General features: G+C 43.1%; 16 protein-coding genes. 7 read left to right on the forward strand and 9 right to left on the reverse strand.

What is annotated here, in order from left to right; genetic code table 11:
• The first annotated feature begins 423 nt into the window (after positions 1-423).
• The 4 genes from GGD38_RS25985 to GGD38_RS26000 all read left to right on the forward strand — a co-directional run bounded on the left by GGD38_RS25985 (position 424) and on the right by GGD38_RS26000 (position 4,685).
• The gene (locus tag GGD38_RS25985; protein ID WP_375296679.1) at positions 424-1,062 is read left to right on the forward strand and encodes an O-methyltransferase; all 639 of its coding nucleotides are present in this window, start codon (positions 424-426) and stop codon (positions 1,060-1,062) included.
• Between the two features lie 5 nt (positions 1,063-1,067).
• The gene (locus GGD38_RS25990; protein WP_375296678.1) at positions 1,068-2,297 is read left to right on the forward strand and encodes a glucosaminidase domain-containing protein; all 1,230 of its coding nucleotides are present in this window, start codon (positions 1,068-1,070) and stop codon (positions 2,295-2,297) included.
• A 3-nt stretch (positions 2,298-2,300) separates the two neighbouring features.
• Positions 2,301-2,837: a hypoxanthine phosphoribosyltransferase gene (hpt, locus tag GGD38_RS25995; protein WP_375296677.1), complete on the forward strand. Its 537-nt coding sequence runs from the start codon at positions 2,301-2,303 to the stop codon at positions 2,835-2,837.
• 93 nt (positions 2,838-2,930) lie between these two features.
• Positions 2,931-4,685 (forward strand): von Willebrand factor type A domain-containing protein, encoded by a 1,755-nt coding sequence (locus GGD38_RS26000; protein ID WP_375296676.1) that lies wholly within the window; start codon positions 2,931-2,933, stop codon positions 4,683-4,685.
• 125 nt (positions 4,686-4,810) lie between these two features.
• Here GGD38_RS26000 and dnaJ read toward each other — a convergent pair whose 3' ends face one another.
• Positions 4,811-5,971, reverse strand: coding sequence for a molecular chaperone DnaJ (gene dnaJ, locus GGD38_RS26005; RefSeq protein WP_375296675.1), 1,161 nt, complete (start codon positions 5,969-5,971; stop codon positions 4,811-4,813).
• A 135-nt stretch (positions 5,972-6,106) separates the two neighbouring features.
• Positions 6,107-6,673, reverse strand: coding sequence for a nucleotide exchange factor GrpE (locus tag GGD38_RS26010; protein ID WP_375296674.1), 567 nt, complete (start codon positions 6,671-6,673; stop codon positions 6,107-6,109).
• Between the two features lie 768 nt (positions 6,674-7,441).
• On the opposite strand from GGD38_RS26010, the gene GGD38_RS26015 reads away from it, so the two are divergent.
• On the forward strand, positions 7,442-10,690 hold the full coding sequence (locus tag GGD38_RS26015) for a SusC/RagA family TonB-linked outer membrane protein (RefSeq protein ID WP_375296673.1): 3,249 nt from the start codon (positions 7,442-7,444) through the stop codon (positions 10,688-10,690).
• 18 nt (positions 10,691-10,708) lie between these two features.
• Positions 10,709-12,544: a RagB/SusD family nutrient uptake outer membrane protein gene (locus tag GGD38_RS26020; protein ID WP_375296672.1), complete on the forward strand. Its 1,836-nt coding sequence runs from the start codon at positions 10,709-10,711 to the stop codon at positions 12,542-12,544.
• Positions 12,545-12,723: 179 nt separating this feature from the next.
• Here the strand turns inward: GGD38_RS26020 and GGD38_RS26025 are convergent, their stop codons facing one another.
• Complete coding sequence (locus tag GGD38_RS26025; RefSeq protein ID WP_375296671.1) at positions 12,724-15,078, reverse strand: hypothetical protein; 2,355 nt, start codon at positions 15,076-15,078, stop codon at positions 12,724-12,726.
• 6 nt (positions 15,079-15,084) lie between these two features.
• Complete coding sequence (locus tag GGD38_RS26030) at positions 15,085-16,113, reverse strand: AAA family ATPase (RefSeq protein ID WP_375296670.1); 1,029 nt, start codon at positions 16,111-16,113, stop codon at positions 15,085-15,087.
• A 14-nt stretch (positions 16,114-16,127) separates the two neighbouring features.
• Between GGD38_RS26030 and GGD38_RS26035 the strand changes: the two genes are divergently transcribed.
• Positions 16,128-17,399: a class I SAM-dependent rRNA methyltransferase gene (locus GGD38_RS26035; RefSeq protein ID WP_375296669.1), complete on the forward strand. Its 1,272-nt coding sequence runs from the start codon at positions 16,128-16,130 to the stop codon at positions 17,397-17,399.
• Between the two features lie 69 nt (positions 17,400-17,468).
• Here the strand turns inward: GGD38_RS26035 and GGD38_RS26040 are convergent, their stop codons facing one another.
• From GGD38_RS26040 to GGD38_RS26060, 5 genes are all read right to left on the reverse strand, one after another.
• Entirely contained in the window at positions 17,469-18,233 is a 765-nt protein-coding gene (locus tag GGD38_RS26040; protein WP_375296668.1) for a nuclear transport factor 2 family protein, read from the reverse strand.
• A 147-nt stretch (positions 18,234-18,380) separates the two neighbouring features.
• Positions 18,381-19,250 (reverse strand): helix-turn-helix domain-containing protein, encoded by an 870-nt coding sequence (locus tag GGD38_RS26045; protein WP_375296667.1) that lies wholly within the window; start codon positions 19,248-19,250, stop codon positions 18,381-18,383.
• Positions 19,251-19,471: 221 nt separating this feature from the next.
• Entirely contained in the window at positions 19,472-19,807 is a 336-nt protein-coding gene (locus GGD38_RS26050; protein ID WP_375296666.1) for a T9SS type A sorting domain-containing protein, read from the reverse strand.
• Between the two features lie 148 nt (positions 19,808-19,955).
• Positions 19,956-20,405, reverse strand: a complete 450-nt coding sequence (locus GGD38_RS26055) for a peroxiredoxin (RefSeq protein ID WP_375296665.1) — start codon at positions 20,403-20,405, stop codon at positions 19,956-19,958.
• Positions 20,406-20,662: 257 nt separating this feature from the next.
• Complete coding sequence (locus tag GGD38_RS26060) at positions 20,663-21,235, reverse strand: hypothetical protein (RefSeq protein WP_375296664.1); 573 nt, start codon at positions 21,233-21,235, stop codon at positions 20,663-20,665.
• Positions 21,236-21,242: the final 7 nt, after the last annotated feature.

Consider the following 21,242-nt stretch of genomic DNA (forward strand, 5'->3'; position numbering starts at 1 on the left):
TGGTGTTGCAGAAAAATTTTCATTCCAGCTATGTACTCATAGGATCAAAAAAATAAACGGCTCATAAACTAAAACTTTATTTCGCCCGTTTAATAGCTACCAACGCAATTACCGTTGTACAGTAAACGAAGAAGATGTTCTTAATACAATCTGCGAGCACCCTGAGTAAGTGATAGCAATTACCACTAAAGATATTTACGATAGCTGGAGTGTTTAGTCTGAGGTCGGGAGGCCATTTTTTGAAGGTGAATGGATTTCTGACTCCCGACCGAGGGCTAAGCAAGAATAATGTGATAATGAGATAATGTGCTAATGTGATAATGGAATACAGCACCAGGCCATCAACTTTTCAACTACCTAGTCAACTCGTTAACCTGTTAACTCGTCAACCAGTTAACCTATTTTTGCCAAAATTTAAACATTTTGGATATAGTCAATCCACTGGCAGAAGCATACGCAAACCACTTCACTTCACCCGATGATGCTCTTTTGGCTGAGATTGCGGCTTCCACAGCAGCTACCCATGCCCATGCGCATATGTTAAGTGGTCATGTGCAGGGGAAGTTCCTGGAAATGATCAGCTGCCTGGTTCAGCCCCGGCGGATCCTTGAAATAGGAACTTTTACCGGTTATAGCGCCCTTTGCCTTGCTAAGGGGTTGTTAAAAGATGGAAAAATACATACAATTGAGGTGCGGGATCAGGATGCTTCTGTAGCGCAGGCAAATTTCAATAGGTCAATTGACGCAGGAAAGATAATTTTGCATGTAGGGGACGCGTTAAGCATTATCCCCGGGTTAAACGAAACCTGGGATATTGTATTTATTGACGCAGATAAGGTAAATTATACCCATTATTACCAGTTGGTATTGCCAATGGTGCGGCCTGGCGGTCTGATTATAGCTGATAATGTGCTTTTTCACGGTCAGGTGCTGCAAGAGCCGGTTTCCGGCAAAAATGCCAAAGCCATCCAGGCGTTTAACGAATATGTTTTACAGGATGCCAGCGTTGAGAAAGTATTGCTGACCGTCAGGGACGGATTACTAATGATTAGAAAAAAATAAAAGGGATGCCGTTTAAACGTTTACTGGTTGTAATATCCATTTTCGCAGCGACAGGCCTTCAGGCCCAGCGCAACAGCGACGTTATTGATTACATAAATGCCTATAAAGAAATTGCCATTCGCGAAATGCAGCGCAGTGGTATTCCTGCTTCTATAACCCTGGCCCAGGGTATTCATGAAAGTATGGCCGGCAAAAGTGAGCTGTGCGCCAAATCGAATAACCATTTTGGTATTAAATGCCGGGCCGAATGGAAAGGTGAGAAAGTGTATCACGATGACGATGCCCGTGGCGAATGTTTCAGAAGTTATAAAAAAGCAGAAGAGTCGTATGTAGACCATTCCGATTTTTTAAAGAACGGCACCCGCTATGCCTTTCTGTTCAGCTATGACGCTACCGATTACAGTCAGTGGGCATATGGATTAAAAAAAGCCGGGTATGCTACCAATCCCAAATATCCGCAGATCCTCATCAAATACATTGAAGATTACAACCTGCAACAATACACGCTCATTGCCATGGGTAAATTATCACCTAATGATGAAGTATTGGTAGGTGGCGGCAAACCGGTAAATATCACTAATGGCGTGGCTATTCAGGAAATAAAACTGCCGCCTGCAGCAAAACCGGTTGTTGAATATCCCATCGGACAATTTCAGATCAACAGGACCAAAGTAATATTCGTAAAAGCCGGCGCTTCAATGCTGGGTATTGCCAAGCAGTATGATGTATCGCTGAAGCATCTTCTCGACTTCAATGAACTTACCCAGGATGATGAAGATGTATTATCGCGCGACCAGCTCATTTACCTGCAACGCAAACGCAAATCGGGCGAGAATGAATTTCATGAAGTAAGAATTGGCGAAAACCTGTACGATATCAGTCAAAGCGAAGGCATTCGCCTGGAAACGCTTATAAGTAATAATCATTTGCAGAACCAGGGTGAACCTGCTCCCGGCGAAAAATTATACCTGCAGGGAAAAGCGCCCGCAAGACCTAAGCTGGCAAGAGACGTGGTTATAACCGAAGCGCCTAAAACGCCGGTTGTAGCCATCGATCAAATCACTACAACCAATTCATCGGCCGTTACTGCCAGCCTGCATATTGTACAGGAAAAAGAAACTTTGTATAGTATTGCGAAAAAATATAGTATTACAGTTGAACAACTCAAAGAGTGGAATAAACTGACTGGTGATGCCCTGAAGATGGGACAGGAACTGGTTATTTACAAAAACTAGCTTATGGGTGAAATTCGCGTACATGACAAACAGTTTGAACCATACCTCAATGCCTCAATGATTGCCGGCCGTATTAAAGAGATAGCCGGTAAGCTGAATAAAGACTATGCTGACAAAAAGCCTTTGTTCATCGCTATCTTGAATGGCTCATTCATGTTTGCATCGGATCTGTTTAAGGAGCTTGCCATAGATGCAGAGATCTGTTTTATAAAACTGGCTTCTTACAAAGGCACCAAATCAACCGGACATGTATTAACGGCTATTGGTCTTGATATGGACCTGTTTGGCCGCGATGTGGTAATTGTAGAAGATATTGTTGATACCGGTAAAACGCTCAGTGAATTTTTACCTCAGTTAAAGCACCAGCAACCTGCCTCATTAAAGATTGTAGCGCTGCTGCACAAGCCCGAAGCAACGGTATTTCCCATTACCATCGATTACCTTGGATTTTCTATCCCTAACAAATTTGTTGTTGGGTACGGCCTTGATTATGATGGTTTAGGGCGAAATATTCCGGAGATTTTTAAGTTGATAGAGTAGGAGTTGATTAGTTTATAAGTTATTACGGTAATCTGTCAATAAAGTTGACACGTTGACCGTTTAACCTATTATGGTTAACTTTCATCAACATACTTGAAAACTGCTGTTGCCATATTAACCTCATTCCTGATTGTAGTGACTGCCCATTCGCAGTATTATCTGCGTGGTGAGATCAGGGACGAAAAGCATAATTTATTGTCGAATGCACGCATTTTGCTTCATTCAACAGGGTATGTTTATTCCTCAGGCAGCAGCGGTTCCTTTGGTATTATGACCAAACAGCTGATTGATTCCATCACTATTTCCCTCGATGGCTACCAGGCCCTCTCCATAAAGCTTGAAACCGCCAGGTATCATTCTCTTGTATTAAAAACACTATTAACGTCGGCCAACCTGCAAAAGAACCGGCTTTTATCATTTACCAGGAACTTAAAACCAGGCGAACGGCGTAACTGGACGGTTGGAACGGAAACCTATAATTCCCTGCTGGAAAATGATTTTGTACAGGCCGATAAATATCCTGAAACCGGGTTTGCCATCAATACCGATAAAGCATCGTACAGTAATGTGCGTCGTTTTTTGAATATGAACACCACAGTACCGCCCGATGCGGTGCGCACCGAAGAACTGTTGAACTATTTCAGTTTAAAATACCTTGCCCCTCCCCGTGATAGTGTATTTGGATTTCAATCATATGTTTCTGACTGCCCCTGGAATAAAACAAACCAACTGCTTGCCCTTCATGTTTCGGCCCGTAAGCTCGACCCCGAAAAGATACCACCCAGCAACCTGGTGTTCCTGGTTGATGTATCGGGTTCAATGGATATGCCCAACCGGTTGCCTTTGCTGAAATCGGCTTTTACTTTACTGGTAAATAACCTGCGCGATAAGGATACCATTTCAATTGTAGTGTATGGCAGCACGATAGGTGTATGGCTGCAGCCAACATCGGGCAAAGAAAAAGAAAAGATCCGCAAGTCGATAGAAGAAATGTATCCCGGTGGCTCAACACCTGGCGAATCGGGTATCAGAATGGCTTATAACCTAGCCAAAAGCCAGTTCATAAAGGGCGGCAATAACCGCGTAATTCTGGCAACGGATGGCGATTTTAATGTGGGCCAAACCAGCGACGATGAGTTGGAAAAGCTAATTACCCTGCATCAGCAATCGGGTATCTATTTAACGTGTTTGGGTGTGGGCATGGGTAATTATAAAGACTCGAAGCTGGAGGTGCTGGCTAAAAAGGGGAATGGCAATTTTGCGTACCTCGATAATGAACGCGAAGCAGAGAAAGTGTTGGTAAAAGAACTCACCCAAACACTGTACAGCGTAGCCGATAATGCATTTTTGAATATTGAGTTTAATGCCGACCTGGTAAAGAATTACCGGCTCATTGGGTTCGATAATAAATGGAAAGCGCTGGTTGATTCGGTGAGTGAGTTAGATGGGGGCGAAGTAGGATCGGGCCATTCGGTGATAGCGCTTTTTGAAATAGACCCGGTGTTTGCTGATGGGCAGCCGGGCCATAAAGGCAACCTGGCTAAAGTGAATGTGCGATACGAACTGCCTAATGATACATTACAACGATTCACTACTTATAAGGTGCCTTATAACGTAACCCCATTTGCTACTTTGCCCGCCACCTACCGGTTTGCCTCATCCGTGGCCATGTTTGGTGCGCTGTTGAAGGATTCAAAATATGCCCGTATTTATGGTTGGAGTGAAGTAATAAAACTTGCGGCTGAATCGGCCGACCCGCAAGATGCTGTTCAGCAGGAGTTCATTACTAATATTGAGAAGGCGAAGAAGATATATAGCAAGATGAGGAAGAAAAGGAAAACAAGTTAGGATATGCTGGCAGGAAGTATTGTGCTATTAAGAAACAAATAAGCTAATGTGGTAATGTGCTAATATGCTATTAAAAAAATGTGCTAATAGATTTTAATCCATTAGCACATCAGCATATTATCTAATTAACTAAACATTTCTCTCACCTTATCAAAAAAGCTTTTATCGCTCTTTTCAGGTTGTGGTTTGAAGTTGGGCGAACCGTTCATTTTCTCCAGTTGTGATTTTTCTTCGGCCGATAAATTCTGCGGTGTCCATACATTCACATAGATCAGCTGATCGCCTTTTTCATACGAGTTAACGCCAGGGAAACCTTTGCCTTTCAGACGGAATATTTTTCCGCTTTGTGTGCCGGCTGGTATTTTTATCTTGGCGCGTCCATCAATGGTAGGTACTTCAACCGAAGTGCCAAAGCAGGCATCAGGGAAAGTAATGTGCAGTTCGTACGCCACATTCAATCCATCGCGATGTAATTCTTTATGCTGTTCTTCTTCAATTAAAACAATAAGATCGCCGGGAGGGCCGCCACGTTCACCAGCATTACCCCTACCGCCCAGGCTTAATTGCATGCCTTCCTGAACGCCGGCCGGAATATCGAGGGTAACGGTTTCTTCGCCATATACACGTCCTTCACCTTTACAACTACCGCATTTAGCAGTGATGGTTGTTCCTTCACCATTACATGTGGGGCAGGTGCTAACTGTTTGCATTTGGCCAAGGAAGGTGTTAGAAACACGACGCACCTGGCCGGTACCGCCGCAGGTACTACAGGTTTGTACGCTGCCTTTATCTTTAGCGCCGCTGCCATGACAGGTATTACAGGGCACATGTTTTTTTACTTTTACCTGTTTGGTAACGCCCTTGGCTATTTCCTCGTAGGTAAGTTTTATTTTAATTCTCAGGTTGCTGCCGCGTACGCCACGCATCCGTTGACCACCTCTTCTGCCGCCGCCACCGCCAAAAAAGCTTCCGAAAATATCATCCCCGAAGATATCGCCAAACTGGCTAAAGATATCTTCCATGTTGCCGCTACCGCCACCAAAGCCACGGCCATTGCCTTGTACGCCGGCATGACCAAAGCGATCGTATTGAGCCCGCTTGTCGGCATCGCTCAACACTTCATATGCTTCAGCAGCTTCTTTGAATTTTTCTTCAGCTGCTTTATCACCAGGGTTACGGTCGGGGTGAAATTGCATCGCTACCTTACGATAGGCCTTTTTGATCTCATCCTGCGAAGCACCTTTTTGAACCCCCAGTATTTCGTAGTAATCTCGTTTCGTGGACATATAAAACTAATGTGATAATTTGATAATGTGCTAATGTGATAATTCAATTCGATAATTCGAAAATGTGTTAATTAGTATGTGTATTGAAGGCCGCGCTACGGCATTATCACATTAGCTAATTATCACATTAGCAAATTATTTTCCTACTACCACTTTGGCAAACCTGATGATCTTGTCGTTCATGTAATATCCTTTCTGCACTTCATCGATAACCTTGCCTTTCATCGCTTCTGTAGGGGCTGGTATTTCGGTGATCGCTTCATGCTGATCGGGGTTGAAATCGGTACCTATGGTTTGCATTGGCTTTACGCCTTTGCTTTGCAGGGTACTTTTCAGCTTGTTAAATACCAGTTGAATGCCTTCTTTCAAAGGACCGTCTTCACTGCTTTGTAATTGTTTTTCGGCCCTGTCGCAATCATCAAGCACATCCAGCAAAGAGGTGATCACTTCTTTACCTGCGGTTTGTATCATCTCTATTCTTTCTTTGGCGGTGCGTCGTCTGAAATTATCAAATTCAGCCACCTGCCGCAGGTATTTATCTTTCAGCTCTGCAATTTCGGCTTTCAGCTTTTCAACTTCGTCTTCATTAGCAACCGGTTCGTTAAGATGAGAAGTACCACTGATACTTTCATCGGTATTAATATCCATTCCAGCATTGGTACCGTTTTCACGGTTCACGGTGTTTTTTTCATTATCTGCCATAACTAGTGCTTACTGTTTTTACACGTTCAAAAACTGCAATATTGACGGTCAAAACCGCTTCCAGGATGGCCCGGAACCGGAGTTTTTATGCCTTTTATTAGTTACCTATACCTGACAATTATTTTGCCAGTGCCCCATGGAAAGCCAAAATGTCTTATTTACAGCCATTTGCCGGCGAAAAAGACACCTTTTTGGCGCTCCTGAAAGAAGGGCAGAACCCTCCAAAAGGTGTGCAAATATAAGAAACCAGGGCAAAGCCCTGGAAATTCCAAATTTCAAACCCCAAGTTCCAAATGAAATCTAAAATTTAAGACCCCCGAAATCAAAGAAATTCCAAATTTGAAACCCCGGGGTTTCTGGATGTAAGGATTTGATGCTTTGAATTTATTTTGGAACTTGGATTTTGGAATTTGGCATTTATTATTTGGAATTTGGTACTTGGTTCTTGGAGCTTGTACTTCCAATTATTTACCCATTACTACCTACATTTTAACCAATTGCAGCTTTTACAACCGGCTCCCACCTCTAAATAATTAATTTAGTTCGTCATTTTTTGAAATAATAAAAAGTTTACAGATATCCGTTACGTTATGTGCTTTTTTCAAACCAGGTTAATATACAGCAGATAAGATATATAAAAAAATAACGTGAGTTAATGGGACTAACGGTATTTGAAAAACGTTGATTTTTATTTCAGCTAAAGACGATTATTCGCTTAATTTAGTAATAACGATTTCACAACCAAACGTTTCATTAAAAACAACGACTATGCCCTCAAAGCTAACTGTTAGGTTGTGGCTGGCCATTCTATTGCTATTACCCGCCACAACGATTCTTGCGCAACAGCAGAAAACCATTACCGGAAAGGTCACTGACAGCAACAATCAACCCATCACAGGGGCCACTGTATCTGTGAAAGGGTCAAATGTTGCTACACAAACCAACCCAACGGGTTCCTTCTCCATCATTGTTCCCGGTTCTTCAGCAGTGTTAGTATTTTCTTCCGTTGGTTTTGAACCAAGGGAAATGCCTGTTGGCGAAAATCTTACACTCAATGTTTCATTGAAGACCACCACTTCGAGCCTGAATGAAGTGGTAATTACGGGTTACACTGCTCAACGGAAAAAAGACATTACGGGTTCCGTTGCTGTAGTAGAGGTAGACAACATGCGCCAGATTCCTACCGGTACACCTGAAAAGGCGTTACAGGGTCAGGCAGCTGGTGTTACCATCGTTTCTTCGGGTATGCCTGGCAGCAACAGTAACATCAGAGTACGTGGTATTACCTCGGTTGGTTCAACCGATCCGCTGGTGATCATCGACGGTACACAGGGTTCAATGCACGACCTGAACGTGAACGACATTGAGTCTATTCAGGTACTGAAAGATGCCGGCGCCGCCGCTATTTATGGGGTGCGTGGTTCCAATGGCGTTATTGTGGTAACTACCAAACGCGGCCGCAGCGGTAGAGTGCGGGTTAATTATGATGGCTATGTTGGTACCCAGCGTCCATTGAAAGATGGGTTCAGGATTGCCAACACCCAGGAAACAGCCAACGCCATTCAACAGGGGTATATCAACAGTGGTATTACCCCCGGTCACAAACAATTGGGTACAGGTACAACGCCGGTGATACCCGATTACATTACACCCACTGCAGCCATGGAGGGCGATCCGCGGGTTGATCCGTCGAAGTATGCATTGTACGAAAACCAGATCACCAAGACCAACAAGTCTGGTACCGACTGGTTTCATGAGATCTTTAAACCTGCTGTTATTACCAGCCAGAACGTAGCGGTTTCATCGGGTAACGACAGGTCCTCATTCTTTTTATCGCTGAACTATTTCAATCAACAGGGAACGCTGATTGAAACCTACTTAAAAAGATATTCAGCGAGGATCAACACCACGTTTAACATAAACAACAAGATTCGCATTGGTGAGAATGCGTATGTTTTTTATCGTCAAAACCCGGGGTTAACAAACGGTAACCAAAACGAGGGTAACCCTATTTCGCATAGTTACCGCGAAAGCCCGCTCATTCCTGTATACGACATTAAAGGTAATTTTGCCGGTACAGGCTCACAGGGTTTAGGTAATGCACAAAACCCCGTGGCCAATTTAAAACGTACTGCCAATAATAAAGACAACGACTGGCAGGTGCAGGGTAATGTGTTTGCAGAGGTAGATGTGTTAAAGCATATTACGGCACGCACCAGCTTTGGTGGTTTTTTTGATAACCACTACTGGAATGTATTCTCTTACACCTCGTATGAAAATGCGGAAAATAACAAGAACAACAACACGTTCACTGAGTTTACCATGTACAACAGCAGCTGGACGTGGACCAATACGCTTACCTATAACAACACCTGGGGTAAACATAACCTGAAGGTGTTGGCTGGTACAGAAGCAATTCAAAACTACCAGCGCGGATTCTTTGGGCAACGTAACAACTATCCATTAACAAATTCCGGCAATCTTACTGTAGAAAATAATTTGTGGACATTACTGTTTGGGCCGCCCAGCGGACAGGTAACCGGCAACCTGAGTATCAATAATGGTATAGGCATCGATGGCAATAACCCGGCAACGCCCATGGAAAGTGCATTGTATTCACAGTTTGGCCGGGTTGATTACAATTATGATGACAGATATTTGTTGAGCGGTACATTACGTCGTGATGGTTCTTCGGTGTTTGATAAAAGCCAACGCTGGGGCGTATTCCCGAGTGTAACAGCCGGCTGGCGTATTTCGCGCGAAGCCTTCTTTGGCACCATAGGCTGGTTAAATGAATTGAAGCTGCGTGGTGGCTGGGGTAAGCTGGGTTCTATCAGTAATATCAATCCCACCAATGCATATGATCTGTATGGTACAACAGCCGCTAATTCTTATTACGATATTAAAGGCGCAAACAACAATGCTACATTAGGTATTTATGCCAGCCAGAACGGTAACAAAGAAACCACCTGGGAAGAAGACATTATAACCAATGTTGGTTTCGATGCGCAATTGCTCGATAACAGGTTAAGCTTCTCATTTGAATGGTATAAAAAAGCCATCAGTGGATTGCTGTTCCGTCCCCTGGCTCCGGCAACCGGAGGCGGCGCCACTTCTGCATTTGTAAATGCAGGTAATATTGAGAACACCGGGGTTGATATGTCTGCTACCTATCATGGTAATATAGACGAATTCAGGTTCGATATTACGGGAACCTTTACTTCTTACAAAAACAAGGTGAAAAGCTTACCGAATGGCATTAAGTATTACGACCAGGTAAGTACCGGTTCAAGCCGTTTTGGCGCCTTCTCACGTTTGCAACCCGGCCAGGCATTGGGTGCGTTTTATGGTTATAACGTGGTAGGCCTTTTCCAAAGCGATGATGATGTAAACAAATCGGCTAAACAGGAAGCAGCAGCTCCCGGCCGCCTGAAATTCCAGGATGCCAGCGGTGATGGAACTATCAAGCCCGAAGACCGGGTGTTCTTTGGTAATCCAAACCCCAAATTCACTACCGGTTTAAATCTCGAAGCTTCTTATAAAGGTTTTGATTTCTCTGCTTTCTTCTACGCTTCTGTAGGAAATGATGTTATCAATTATGTTCGTTACTGGACCGATTTCCCACAAGTATTTGACGGCGCTTTAAGTAAAGATGCAGCAAACAATTCGTGGACACCACAAAAATTGAATGCCAAAGTGCCCCGGCTCGAGCGTGGCGCCAACTTCAGCACCACTACCCAGTTCAGCTCGTATTACCTCGAAGATGGTTCTTTCTTACGTTGTAAGTCAATGATATTAGGTTATAATGTTACATCAGGAAGGATCAAAAAAGTAGGTATTGAAAGATTGAGAGTGTATATACAGGCTGCCAATTTGTTCACTATGACCAAATACACTGGTCTGGATCCTGAATTAACCACTTCTAACCTTCGCGATAACACGAACTTCGGTATCGACTTCGGTAACTATCCGTCAAATCAGAAGAACTTCAACATAGGTGTAAACTTATCTTTTTAACGAAGAAATCAAAGCAATATGAAACAAATTCGTTTTCAATATAAATTAATAGCGGTGATTTCAATGATGTCGCTATGCATGATGATCTCCTGTAGTAAAGGCTTTCTCGATAAAAAACCATCGGGTTCATTTACGCCCGATCAACTGGCCAATAAGGCTGGTGCAGCCGGATTGCTTATAGGCGCTTACCACATGATTGGTGGTATGGGCGGAGCGGCCGGTAACAACTGGGCATCTGGTCCTTCAAACTGGGTGTTTGGCAGTGTGGCGGGCGGTGATTCCTATAAGGGTTCTACGCCAAGCGATCAGGGAGATATAGTACAAATAGAAACCTGGGCTTACAATACCAATAATCCATACTTTAATCAGAAATGGCAGTCGATGTACGATGGCGCACAACGCGCCAATGAAGTATTACGAATGTTGGTGAAGGTGACAGATATCACTGACGCCGAAAGAAAAGTGATGGAGGCAGAAGCACGTTTTTTACGCGGGCATTTTCATTTTGAAGCAAAGAAAATGTGGAACAATGTGCCATATGTAGATGAAACCATTTTTACCGCAGCAAATAATACGGCTGTGCCTAACATTGATGCCTCGGGTAATTTTGTAAACATCTGGCCAAAAATTGAGGCCGATTTACAGTATGCAATTGACAATTTACCCGAAACGCAGACTGAGGCCGGAAGAGTAAACAAGTCTGCCGCCATTGTGTACCTGGGTAAGGTATTACTGTATCAGCACAAGTTTGCAGCAGCCAAGGCACAGTTCGATAAAGTTATTCCTGCCGCTTATGGTGGTGCCGGAAAGGGACAAACTACCAACGGCAAGCCGTACAAGCTGGTGAATTTCCAGGACAACTTTAATGCAGCCACAGATAACAGTGCAGAATCAATTTTTGCTTATCAGGCTTCGGTAAATGATGGTTCTGGTACAAATGGTAACCATGGCGAGGCTTTGAACTTTCCTAACAGTGCCGGCCCCGGTGGTTGTTGCGGTTTTAACAACCCCACCATCTCGCTGGCCAATTCATACAAGACTGATGCCGATGGATTGCCTTTGTTCGATACCTATAACAACAACCCGAGCGTAAGTGATCCTACAGCTCCCTATACAGGTAACCTTGATCCGCGAATTGACCTTACAATGGGCCGCCCGGGCATTCCTTACTTCGATTGGGGTCCAACACCTAATAATACCTGGATCCGCGACCAGGCAACCAATGGTTATTTTAGCCCGAAGAAAAATGCCTATGCCAAAGTACAGAAGGACCTGTTGTCATCAACAGAAAGCAGCTTTTGGGGACCCACACAGATCACCGCGAACAATGTAAACATCATTCGTTTTGCCGATGTATTACTGTGGGCTGCTGAATGTGAAGTGGAAGTGGGAAGCTCAGATAAAGCCCTGGAGTATGTGAATCATGTTCGCGCACGCGCTGCAGATACAACTGGCTGGGTATATAAAAACAGCGAGTATGATGCCGGTAGTGGTAAATATATAAACCGTACCGATAAAGCCGACAAATATAAGATCGGTTTGTACCCTGCAGGTGCATTTGCGAACAAAAATGATGCGTTGAGGGCTATACGGTTTGAAAGAAAACTCGAACTGGCCATGGAAGGACAACGCTTCTTTGACCTGTCGCGTTGGGATAATGGCACCGGAACGGTAATGGCGCCCGAGCTGAATGCTTTTGCAGCAGCAGAAAAAACAAGGCCTACCATCTTTGCCATTAACCAGGCGAGTACCTTTACAGCAAAGAAGAACGAATTCTTTCCGCTGCCACAAACACAAATAGATATTCATAATGCTACCGGTACAATAAACCTGAAACAAAATACAGGCTATTGATAGGGTATAAGTGAATAATAAAGAGGCTTCCGGTTATTCGGGAGCCTCTTTTTTTTAGTTAGAAGGTGCCAGTTACCGGGTACCGGTTGCCGGGCACTACATTCAGAATGCCCGCCAAATAGTCAGCGGTTACAAAATTCAAGGCCTGGAAACTGGTAACAGGGAACCGGAAACTTATTTTATCTGCAATCAGCTCTTACTTCACAGAAAGAATCTGTTGCATTAAACGATACCGGATACATTAAACTGTCTTTTGTCCATAGTTCCAGGTTAATGACCGAGTTATACTTTACATCGTTTATTAGAATGCTGTCTGTAGGCAGTTGGCTAAGTATAATGGTGTCAGACCTGCCATTGGTTGAATTAATAACATAATTCAGTTGCTGAATACAGCTGGTGTTTTTTGTAACAAGGGCAGAGAACGATACATTTTTATATAACTCCTTGGGATAAACAAATTCTGGTTTGAAAATAGAGAATGTGATATACAATAGCAGGGTGGGCAGGGTTACCAATACTACCCTTAAAAAATTCACATTCCAACTGTCGAATTGTTTTTCTTTCAACAGGAATTCGTCAACCGACGATTGATCAGACCTTCGCCTTGGCAGTAAGGCGCTGCTGCCACTATCCACATGTTCCTGTAACGCCCATTCGGTTAGGTTTCGCCAGTAGTCGCTGATGGTGTATTGGGTATCGCCATATTGCCGGTATTTGTATTGGTCATACGAGAACAGGAAGAAGGCATTGATGTTGTACTGCGTATTCAGTTCTGTAAAAGCCGGTGAATTTTCGGCTGTACTGTTCCTGACTTCATCTAAAAGCGAAATGATGGTTTCCCGGGCTATCACCTCTGTTTCTGCAGTAAGTGAATTCAGCAGTTCGAGCCGTATTTTATCATCGAGCTGGTCTTTGTGTAACCATGGAATGCGGGCTGTTTTTAAAAGCAGATCGTAGGTTAGCTCAACTTTTAACGCCTCGAACAGTGCAAGAGTAAGCGGCCACTGTAAGCGAGGGTAAACAGCCAGGGCGCAAATTGGTTGAAACAACTTTTCCTCATCGAGGTATTGTTTCAACGACTGTACAGTCTCAAAACTGAAATTTGTTACACTGTATGCGTTGGGTAGTCTGTTTAATAATTGATTTTTTGTTACCGGGCTGTCTTCTGCAATCGCTTTTGCCAGTAATTCTATTTCGGCAATATCGGCAGGAACGATCTGGAAATTATTTCTTACAATAAGATCTTCGCTATTGCTCCAGTCGTCGAGCGGTTTAGGAGTAATTACCGACCGGCTGGCCATGATGTCGAAGAATGCATTCAACTCTTTTTTCAGTTGTTCGTTCTTTGTATGAAAAAAGGAATAGCCATTGTCAATAATGATCAGGTTATAACCTCTGTGCCGATAGGCCAGCTCTTCAAACGAAACCGGGTTACCATTTTCATCCTGTACTGTTTCTGCATTACCTGTATAGCTATACCGAACAACAGCAGGAATAGATGCTTGTATACCATCTATTAAATAATTAAGCAGTCCGGTTATATGAGCGTCAGCATGCAGGTTATCGCTTATAATAAGATATTTCCGGTCTTTCCATTCACTGGTATAGGCCAGCGAAGTATAGCCTGCATTACGTATGCTTTGGCCAATACTCTTTTTAATATCGACACCGGGGTTTTGTATAAGGGCCGGTCTTTTTAAATAGCTTTTTATTTTTTGCAGGGCGCGTGGTTGAACTACCAGGTAATCTCTTTCGGCAAACCGTATGATGGGCTGGGCAACTTCACCCTGCGGTTCAAAACCCGAAGCGTTTGCCTTGTGCAGGTATTCAGAACGTTTTACAAAAATGGCATCATCGGCCCGCTTCTTATCTTTCATCTCCATTTTCTTCTTTCGTTCATAAAAAACGATCCAGGCCATAATAATGCCCATGATGGCGCCAAACGTGCCAGACATTTGTAAGTTGAAATCAATAGGCTGTGGTACAATGGCAATACCTGAAGGCTTTGTGCTTACTTGTACCGGCTTCACTTGTTTAGTTGGTACGGAAGAAGATTTCAGTCGCCGCTCAACTGGTGTTTTTACCGTGGCGGTATCGCGTTTTATTTCGTTCTTCTTTTCTACAACTGCTTTGGGTGTTACCGGCTTTACGGGCGGTGTTTCATTTCTTAAAATGTAAAACAAAATGCCTGTGGCAGCCACCATTAAAAAGGCAGTTATCTTCAGCGCAAGCACCAGCTTTTTATTTTCCCGCAGCCAGCGCCCCGTTGGTTTTTCGGGCGGTGCAACCAGTTTTGTTTTTTCTGCAATGTAGGCGTCAATAAGCTGGTGAAGATGCCGTTGCTCGTCTTTGTTTTTGGCAATTACAGGCGCTACAAGATATTTAAGCTGGTTAACCTTCATCCGCGAAACGGGGTTGGTCAACAATGCCATTTCAATATCCAGTACCTGTTGTATAGAAAGTTCATAACCGCTGGCTTTTAACACGGCCAGCAATTCTTCCAACGGAAATAAATAGTTGCGTTTCTGCTCCAATGCTTACTATCTGAGTTTTAAAAATTGCTCTACTGCGTCAAAGTCTTCTTTTGTTTTTAGCAACGTATACAAGCTTAGCTGAAGTGCTTTTTTACGTTCGGGCGGCAAATAGCCTGCAGTATTTACATTGATCTCTTCTTTTATCAGGTTTTCCATATGCAGCACCTTTAGCCAGTCGAGCAGTTCGCTGGTAGAAGGTGGTTTTACATGCGCTTTATTTCTTATTTGCTCAAACAGTTTCAGGGCGCGCATATAGTGATCGTAGAAATCCATTTTTGAATAAACACCCATTTCTTCAAGGAATGGGCTTATACGGTGCAGAATGATCTTGATAAGCTCTTCTTCTGTGGGGAAGGGAATATGATAAAACAGGCATCTGCGTAAAAAAGCATCGGGTAAACTTCTTTCGCTATTGCTGGTAAGAATTACCAGGATCCTTGTTTTACGGTCACTGCTTCTGGTGATCTCTTTTTCGCACTCAGGTATATAAAACTGGTTGTTCTCAATTTCATTCAACAGGTCATTCGTAAGGTCGCGGGGCGCTTTATCAATTTCATCTATCAGCAATACCGAGCTGCGCGCCTGCTCATGCAGGGTATGTAAATTCCTGATGCCGTTCAATGCGAATTTCTCTATGGCGCCGTTGCGGCCCTGGGTTTGACAAATTGCCTGTCCCATGGCCGACAGGCTGATAAACTCTGAAACATTTTTTCGGCCCTCTTTATCCTGGAAGTGGGAAATGGCATCGTAGTTATAAAAGAGGTCGCGGCCCGATGAAGTGCTTTTTATGTTGTACACAAACGGCTTTGCATTGAACCTGGTTATGTTGCCATCTATTTTTGTGCTCAGGTACCAGGCGGCCCAATGGGCAAGCTGCGTTTTGCCAGTGCCTGGTTCGCCGGTGATCAGTAGTGGCTTTCCCAGCTTCAGGGCCAGAAAAATGGTGGCTTTTAGCGGGTTAGTATCGCTTAAGTAATAGTATTCAGGGCTTTTATCATAATTGCCGAAGCCAATTTGAAAATTTTCTAATGCCATAAAGGGTAGAGTATATGCGAAAAGATAGTGTGCTTAGCCTGGTTTTGCAACTTCGACCGGACTTCAAAAACCTCAATTCCACTATTTCGCCCAATAATTCTACTTTTGCGCGAATGAATCAGGTTATATTAAAAAAGAAGATCAGCCATCGGGTGGCCAATGGGCATCCCTGGATCTTTGCCAATGAAGTGAATGAAGCCCCCGGCGGTGTTGAGCCCGGCGCTATTGTTGATGTGTATACGCACGATAAGAAGTTTATTGGGAAGGGGTATTTCAACCCCCGCTCACAAATTCTGGTGCGTTTGCTTACCCGTAAAAAAGACGATGTTGTAAACGAAGAGTTCTTCTATAACCGCCTGCTTGAGGCCTGGAAATACCGCCAGCAACTGGGCTATGTTGAAAACTGCCGCCTTATTTTTGGCGAGGCCGACAACCTGCCCCAAATGATCATTGATAAGTTTAACGACTACTTCGTTATTCAAACCCTGGCCCTGGGTATTGATGTGTGGAAGCCTGCCATTGTAGCGGCCCTCGAAAAGATCTTCAAGCCCAAAGGTATATACGAACGTAATGATGTGCCGGTGCGTGAACTGGAAGGTCTGCCGCAACAGAAAGGATTTTTATCGGCGCCTTTCGACACCAAGATCGTCATCAACGAAAACGGACTGAAGTTCAATGTTGATATTGAGAACGGTCAAAAGACCGGTTACTTTCTTGATCAACAGGACAACCGCCGCGCTATTCAACATATTGTAAAAGGGGCCGACGTGCTGGGTGCCTTTACCTATACCGGAACGTTTGAGATACATGCCGCAGCCTATGGCGCTAAGTCGGTGTTAGGGCTCGATATTTCGCAGAACGCGGTAGACCAGGCCAATCGCAATGCTGCGCTTAACGGCGTTGATAACATTTGCAAGTTTGAATGTATGAACGCTTTTGATGTGTTGAAGGGCTGGGCCCGTGAAGGCAAACAGTATGATGTGGTGATGCTCGATCCGCCATCGTTCACCAAAACAAGAGATAATATTCAAAAAGCCATTACTGGTTATAAAGAGATCAACCTGCGTGGAATGAAACTGGTGAAGCCTGGTGGTTTTTTGGTTACATCGAGCTGTACCAATCTTGTTCAGCCAGAAATGTTCCTTGATATTATTGGTTTAGCAGCTAAGGATGCACGAAGAAGGATAAGGCAGGTTGCCTTCCAAAGCCAATCGGCCGATCATCCAATTGTATGGGAATGGGAGAATACGCATTATCTTAAGTTTTTGATAGTTCAGGTTTTGTAGTAAAAATAAAGTTGACGAGTTAACACGTTAAGGTGTTAACTCGTCAACTAAACTAAAAACTGCTCACAATTAGAAACTGAACTTGCCATTCGAATTCTGCCAACTGTCTTTCGCAGGAATCTCCTCTATAGTATCCCAATGCTCGGCGATCTTTCCATTTTCAATGCGGAAGAGATCATAGAAAGAAGAATGTTTACCAGCCAGTTGACCTTCACTTACTACCAGTACAAAATTTCCTTCGCCCAACACTTTATGAATGGTATTGTACTTCATGGTAATGCCTTGCTTTGCCCAGGCTTCCAGTGCTTTGCCTAAACCCGACAATTGATCGGGGATCAAAGGGTTGTGTTGAATATAGTTATCGCCATTAAAATACCCGGCCAGCTTTTCCATTCTGCCGTTTACAAGAATGTCATCGACAAATGATTGCACCAGGGTTTTATTAGCGGCAGTTTTGTCGGTGTCTGTAAGAGTGGTAGCGCCGTCGATCATAGTATGGCCACTGGGGTTAGGAGCGGCAGTAGTTTGCAGGTTATCCCAATGTTCAACGATCTTTCCTTCTTCAAATTTAAAAATATCGAAGCCTATTTTGGGGCCAAAGAAATTATACTCAGTATGAGCGAATACAAAGTTGCCGTCTTCAAAAACGCGTACGGTATTCACCTTAGCTGAATTGGGTGGCAACTGTTGTAATAGTTTGCCAAAACCGGCAAGGCCATCTTCAACGGACAGGTTATGTTGTATGTATTTGTTTGCATTGATGGCTGCTACTGGTTCTGCGGCGCCTGTTTCAATAGCTTTTAAAAGCGCTGTTACCTGTTGTTTCTTTTCCATATTCAAATGTTTTGTGTTTGATTTGATGACACAAAATTCGAAAATCACAGGGCGCAGGGAAAGGTAGAAAACGGCCTAAAGATGATACAAATGAGAAATGAAAAAGGAAATACAACTCCTTGGTTTTTACTTTTTAATTTCAATTCCTCATTTTTCATTTGTCATTTCTCTGAATTCAATAGGTGTAACGCCTTCGTGTTTGCGAAAGTATTTGATAAAGTTGGTGGGTTCTTCAAAGCCCAGATAATAGCCTATTTGTTTTATGCTTTGGGAAGTATGCGTTAATAGTCTTTTTGCTTCAAGTACAATTCGGTCATCTATTACCTGCTTGGGTGTTTTGCCAATGGTCTTCAGGGTGGCCTGCCCCAGCCGTTTTTCCGATACGTTTATTTGGCGGGCATAATGGTTTACTGATTTATACTCTTTAAAATGTTGGCCAACCAGTTCTTTAAACAAGGTAAGGTAATCGAGATCGGCGCCTTTCTTTATTTCTTTAAAACCCGATTGGCGCCGTTGCCGTTCGGCCTGCATTAAAAAGTTGTGCAGGCTGTTTCGTAACAGGTCGTAATGCCCGGCATCGTCGGTATTCACAAACTCCTTTTCTATTTGTTGAAAGTAAGCGGTGAGTTCATCGGTTTTTTTGTTTAGGTTGATAACCGCCGGTTCCATAAAGTCGTTAAAAAGAATGGAGTTGTTGAGAAAGCGATGATCATCGGTGCTTTTGGCAAAAAAGCGGTCGGTGAACAGGATCAGCTTACCATCGACATTGCCTCGTTGATCGAAGCTTTGTACCTGTTCTTTATTTACAAACAACAGGCTGTTCTTTTTAATAGTAATTGGGTTAAAATCTACAAAATGGGTATGCGGTCCATTTGCAAACCAAAATATATGATAGAAGTTGGCCCGGTGCGGGTGCGTTACTGTTTGCCGGTGGCTGGCATAGAGAGCGGCTAAGGAAAGTACTTCCAGTTCGTGTTTAAATCCCGATTTAAAATTGTATGAGGTAATGCCTGCCATGGGCCAAAAGTAACGGGAATTGCGCCATTTTGCTTGCAAAACAAAAAAGTTGGTTACATGGGAGCATTGCTTCGTGATTACAGTGTATAAGTTCGTGATTGACCGGGCGGATACTCGTTTACGCCAAAGACGAGTTAACCCGCCTTCGCAAGGCTTGGCGGATTTAAAGGAAAAAGCCCCAACGTTATAGTCGGGGCTTGTATAAATAAGTTTTTAATAAGCTATTTAGAAACCTGGAATTTACCAGAGTCAACCACTTTACCATTTTTATCTTTCAGTTGAAAGATGTACATACCGCGGTAAAAATCGTTCAGGTTAACGATGGTTTTTGGGGTTACGTTATTGATCTCCTGTACCTTTTTGCCAATAAAATTAAATATCTGCAGGTTCAGTTGTTTATCATATCCGCTTTGAAAATCGAAGGTGATAATTGAAGTTGCAGGGTTAGGGTAGAACTTTACGATGGTGGGCGTAGGTTCCTGACCGGGATTTCGATCCTGGCTTTTTCCTGTGAATGACAATAAAAGGATAGTGGACAATGCGTAAAAAATCTTCATGCGCGATGATATTTTACAGTTATTGCTCAAGATATTTCCTTTTAACCAAAATTACAACTCCTTTAGCAATTAACCTGCTGATAATAGGGGAATCTGCTTACAAAATTGTTCACAAATCACTTTTTAACCCTATTTTAATTGATATAAATCAAGCGATTGTGCCTAAGGTTGATTGTATGGCTCCAAAATCGGGAAACTCACCCGCGTTTTCGAGTATTTGGCTATAACGAATAACGCCCTGGCGGTCGATCACAAACGAAGCCCGTTTTGAAACCCCTTTCATGTTATAATTCCAGTTCTCATATAAACTATTATACAATTTCGATACCTCCTTATTAAAGTCGCTCAACAAGGGAAAATTAAGCCCTTGTTCTTCTTTGAACTTTGCCAGGGTATACAATGAATCAACACTAATGCCCAGCACCTGTGCATCAACATTATTGAATAACGATATATTATCGCGAACGTAACAAAGTTCTTTGGTGCATACACTGGTAAAGGCAAGCGGAAAGAAAAGCAGCACTACGTTCCTGCCTTTAAAATCGTGAAGACTAACAGGTTTCTTTTCGGTATCGAAGAGGGTAAAATCTGGTGCCATAATGTGATAATTTGCTAATGTGATAATTTGATAATGAAATACAGGAATGCACAATGAGATAATGTGCTAATGTGATAATTCGATAATGAAATACAAAAAGTGTATTTCATCTCAGATTTAACACACCGCAAATTAAGTGATTATCACATTATTGAAGTATTAATCGGCCTTGCCATCTTTAGAGTCTTGGAAAAGTAAGGGCTGCTGCACAAAATGCATTATCACATTATCTCATTATCACATTAGCTAATTATGCTTCAGTTCGTGGCTAGCGACAATATATTCTTTTGTAACTCAATGTACCGTTTATAGAATCTTCTTAAAGGTTCATACTGGGGATCACGGAAAGACATATCCGTTAATCCATTGCCAACGGTAACATATTGTATAAGCATGTCGTGATCGAAGAAGAAGACTTCGCCATGCCTTATTTCATCTTCTGCATAGGACATAAAATCTGTTTCGTATAATTCCATGCATATCAATCTGCCACGGTGTAAATAGAATGTTTCGGTATACTCCAGAGAGTCTATTCGGTATCGTACTTCAAAAACAATGATGTTATTATTATGCGTTGTGTAGTACCACGTTTCTTTCAGCGGTTCGTCTTTACGTAGTATTTTGTTGAGGTAAAAGGTGCGTTGCGATTGAAGAGAGAGGCTGTCGGTTTCATGTATCACCTGGTCGATATTCGTTCGCCAGTCATACCTGTTTTGGTTAAACGCACTTTGCGAAATAGTTAATGCTACAATGGCCATAAGCATTGCTAGGGACAGTCCGTTTGGTTGGTGCGGACGCCGGTAGTTCTGTATCGCTGCCGGGATTCTCATGTTTATT

Source organism: Niastella sp. OAS944 (assembly GCA_024809215.1).
In the GTDB taxonomy this organism is placed as follows: Bacteria; Bacteroidota; Bacteroidia; order Chitinophagales; family Chitinophagaceae; genus Niastella.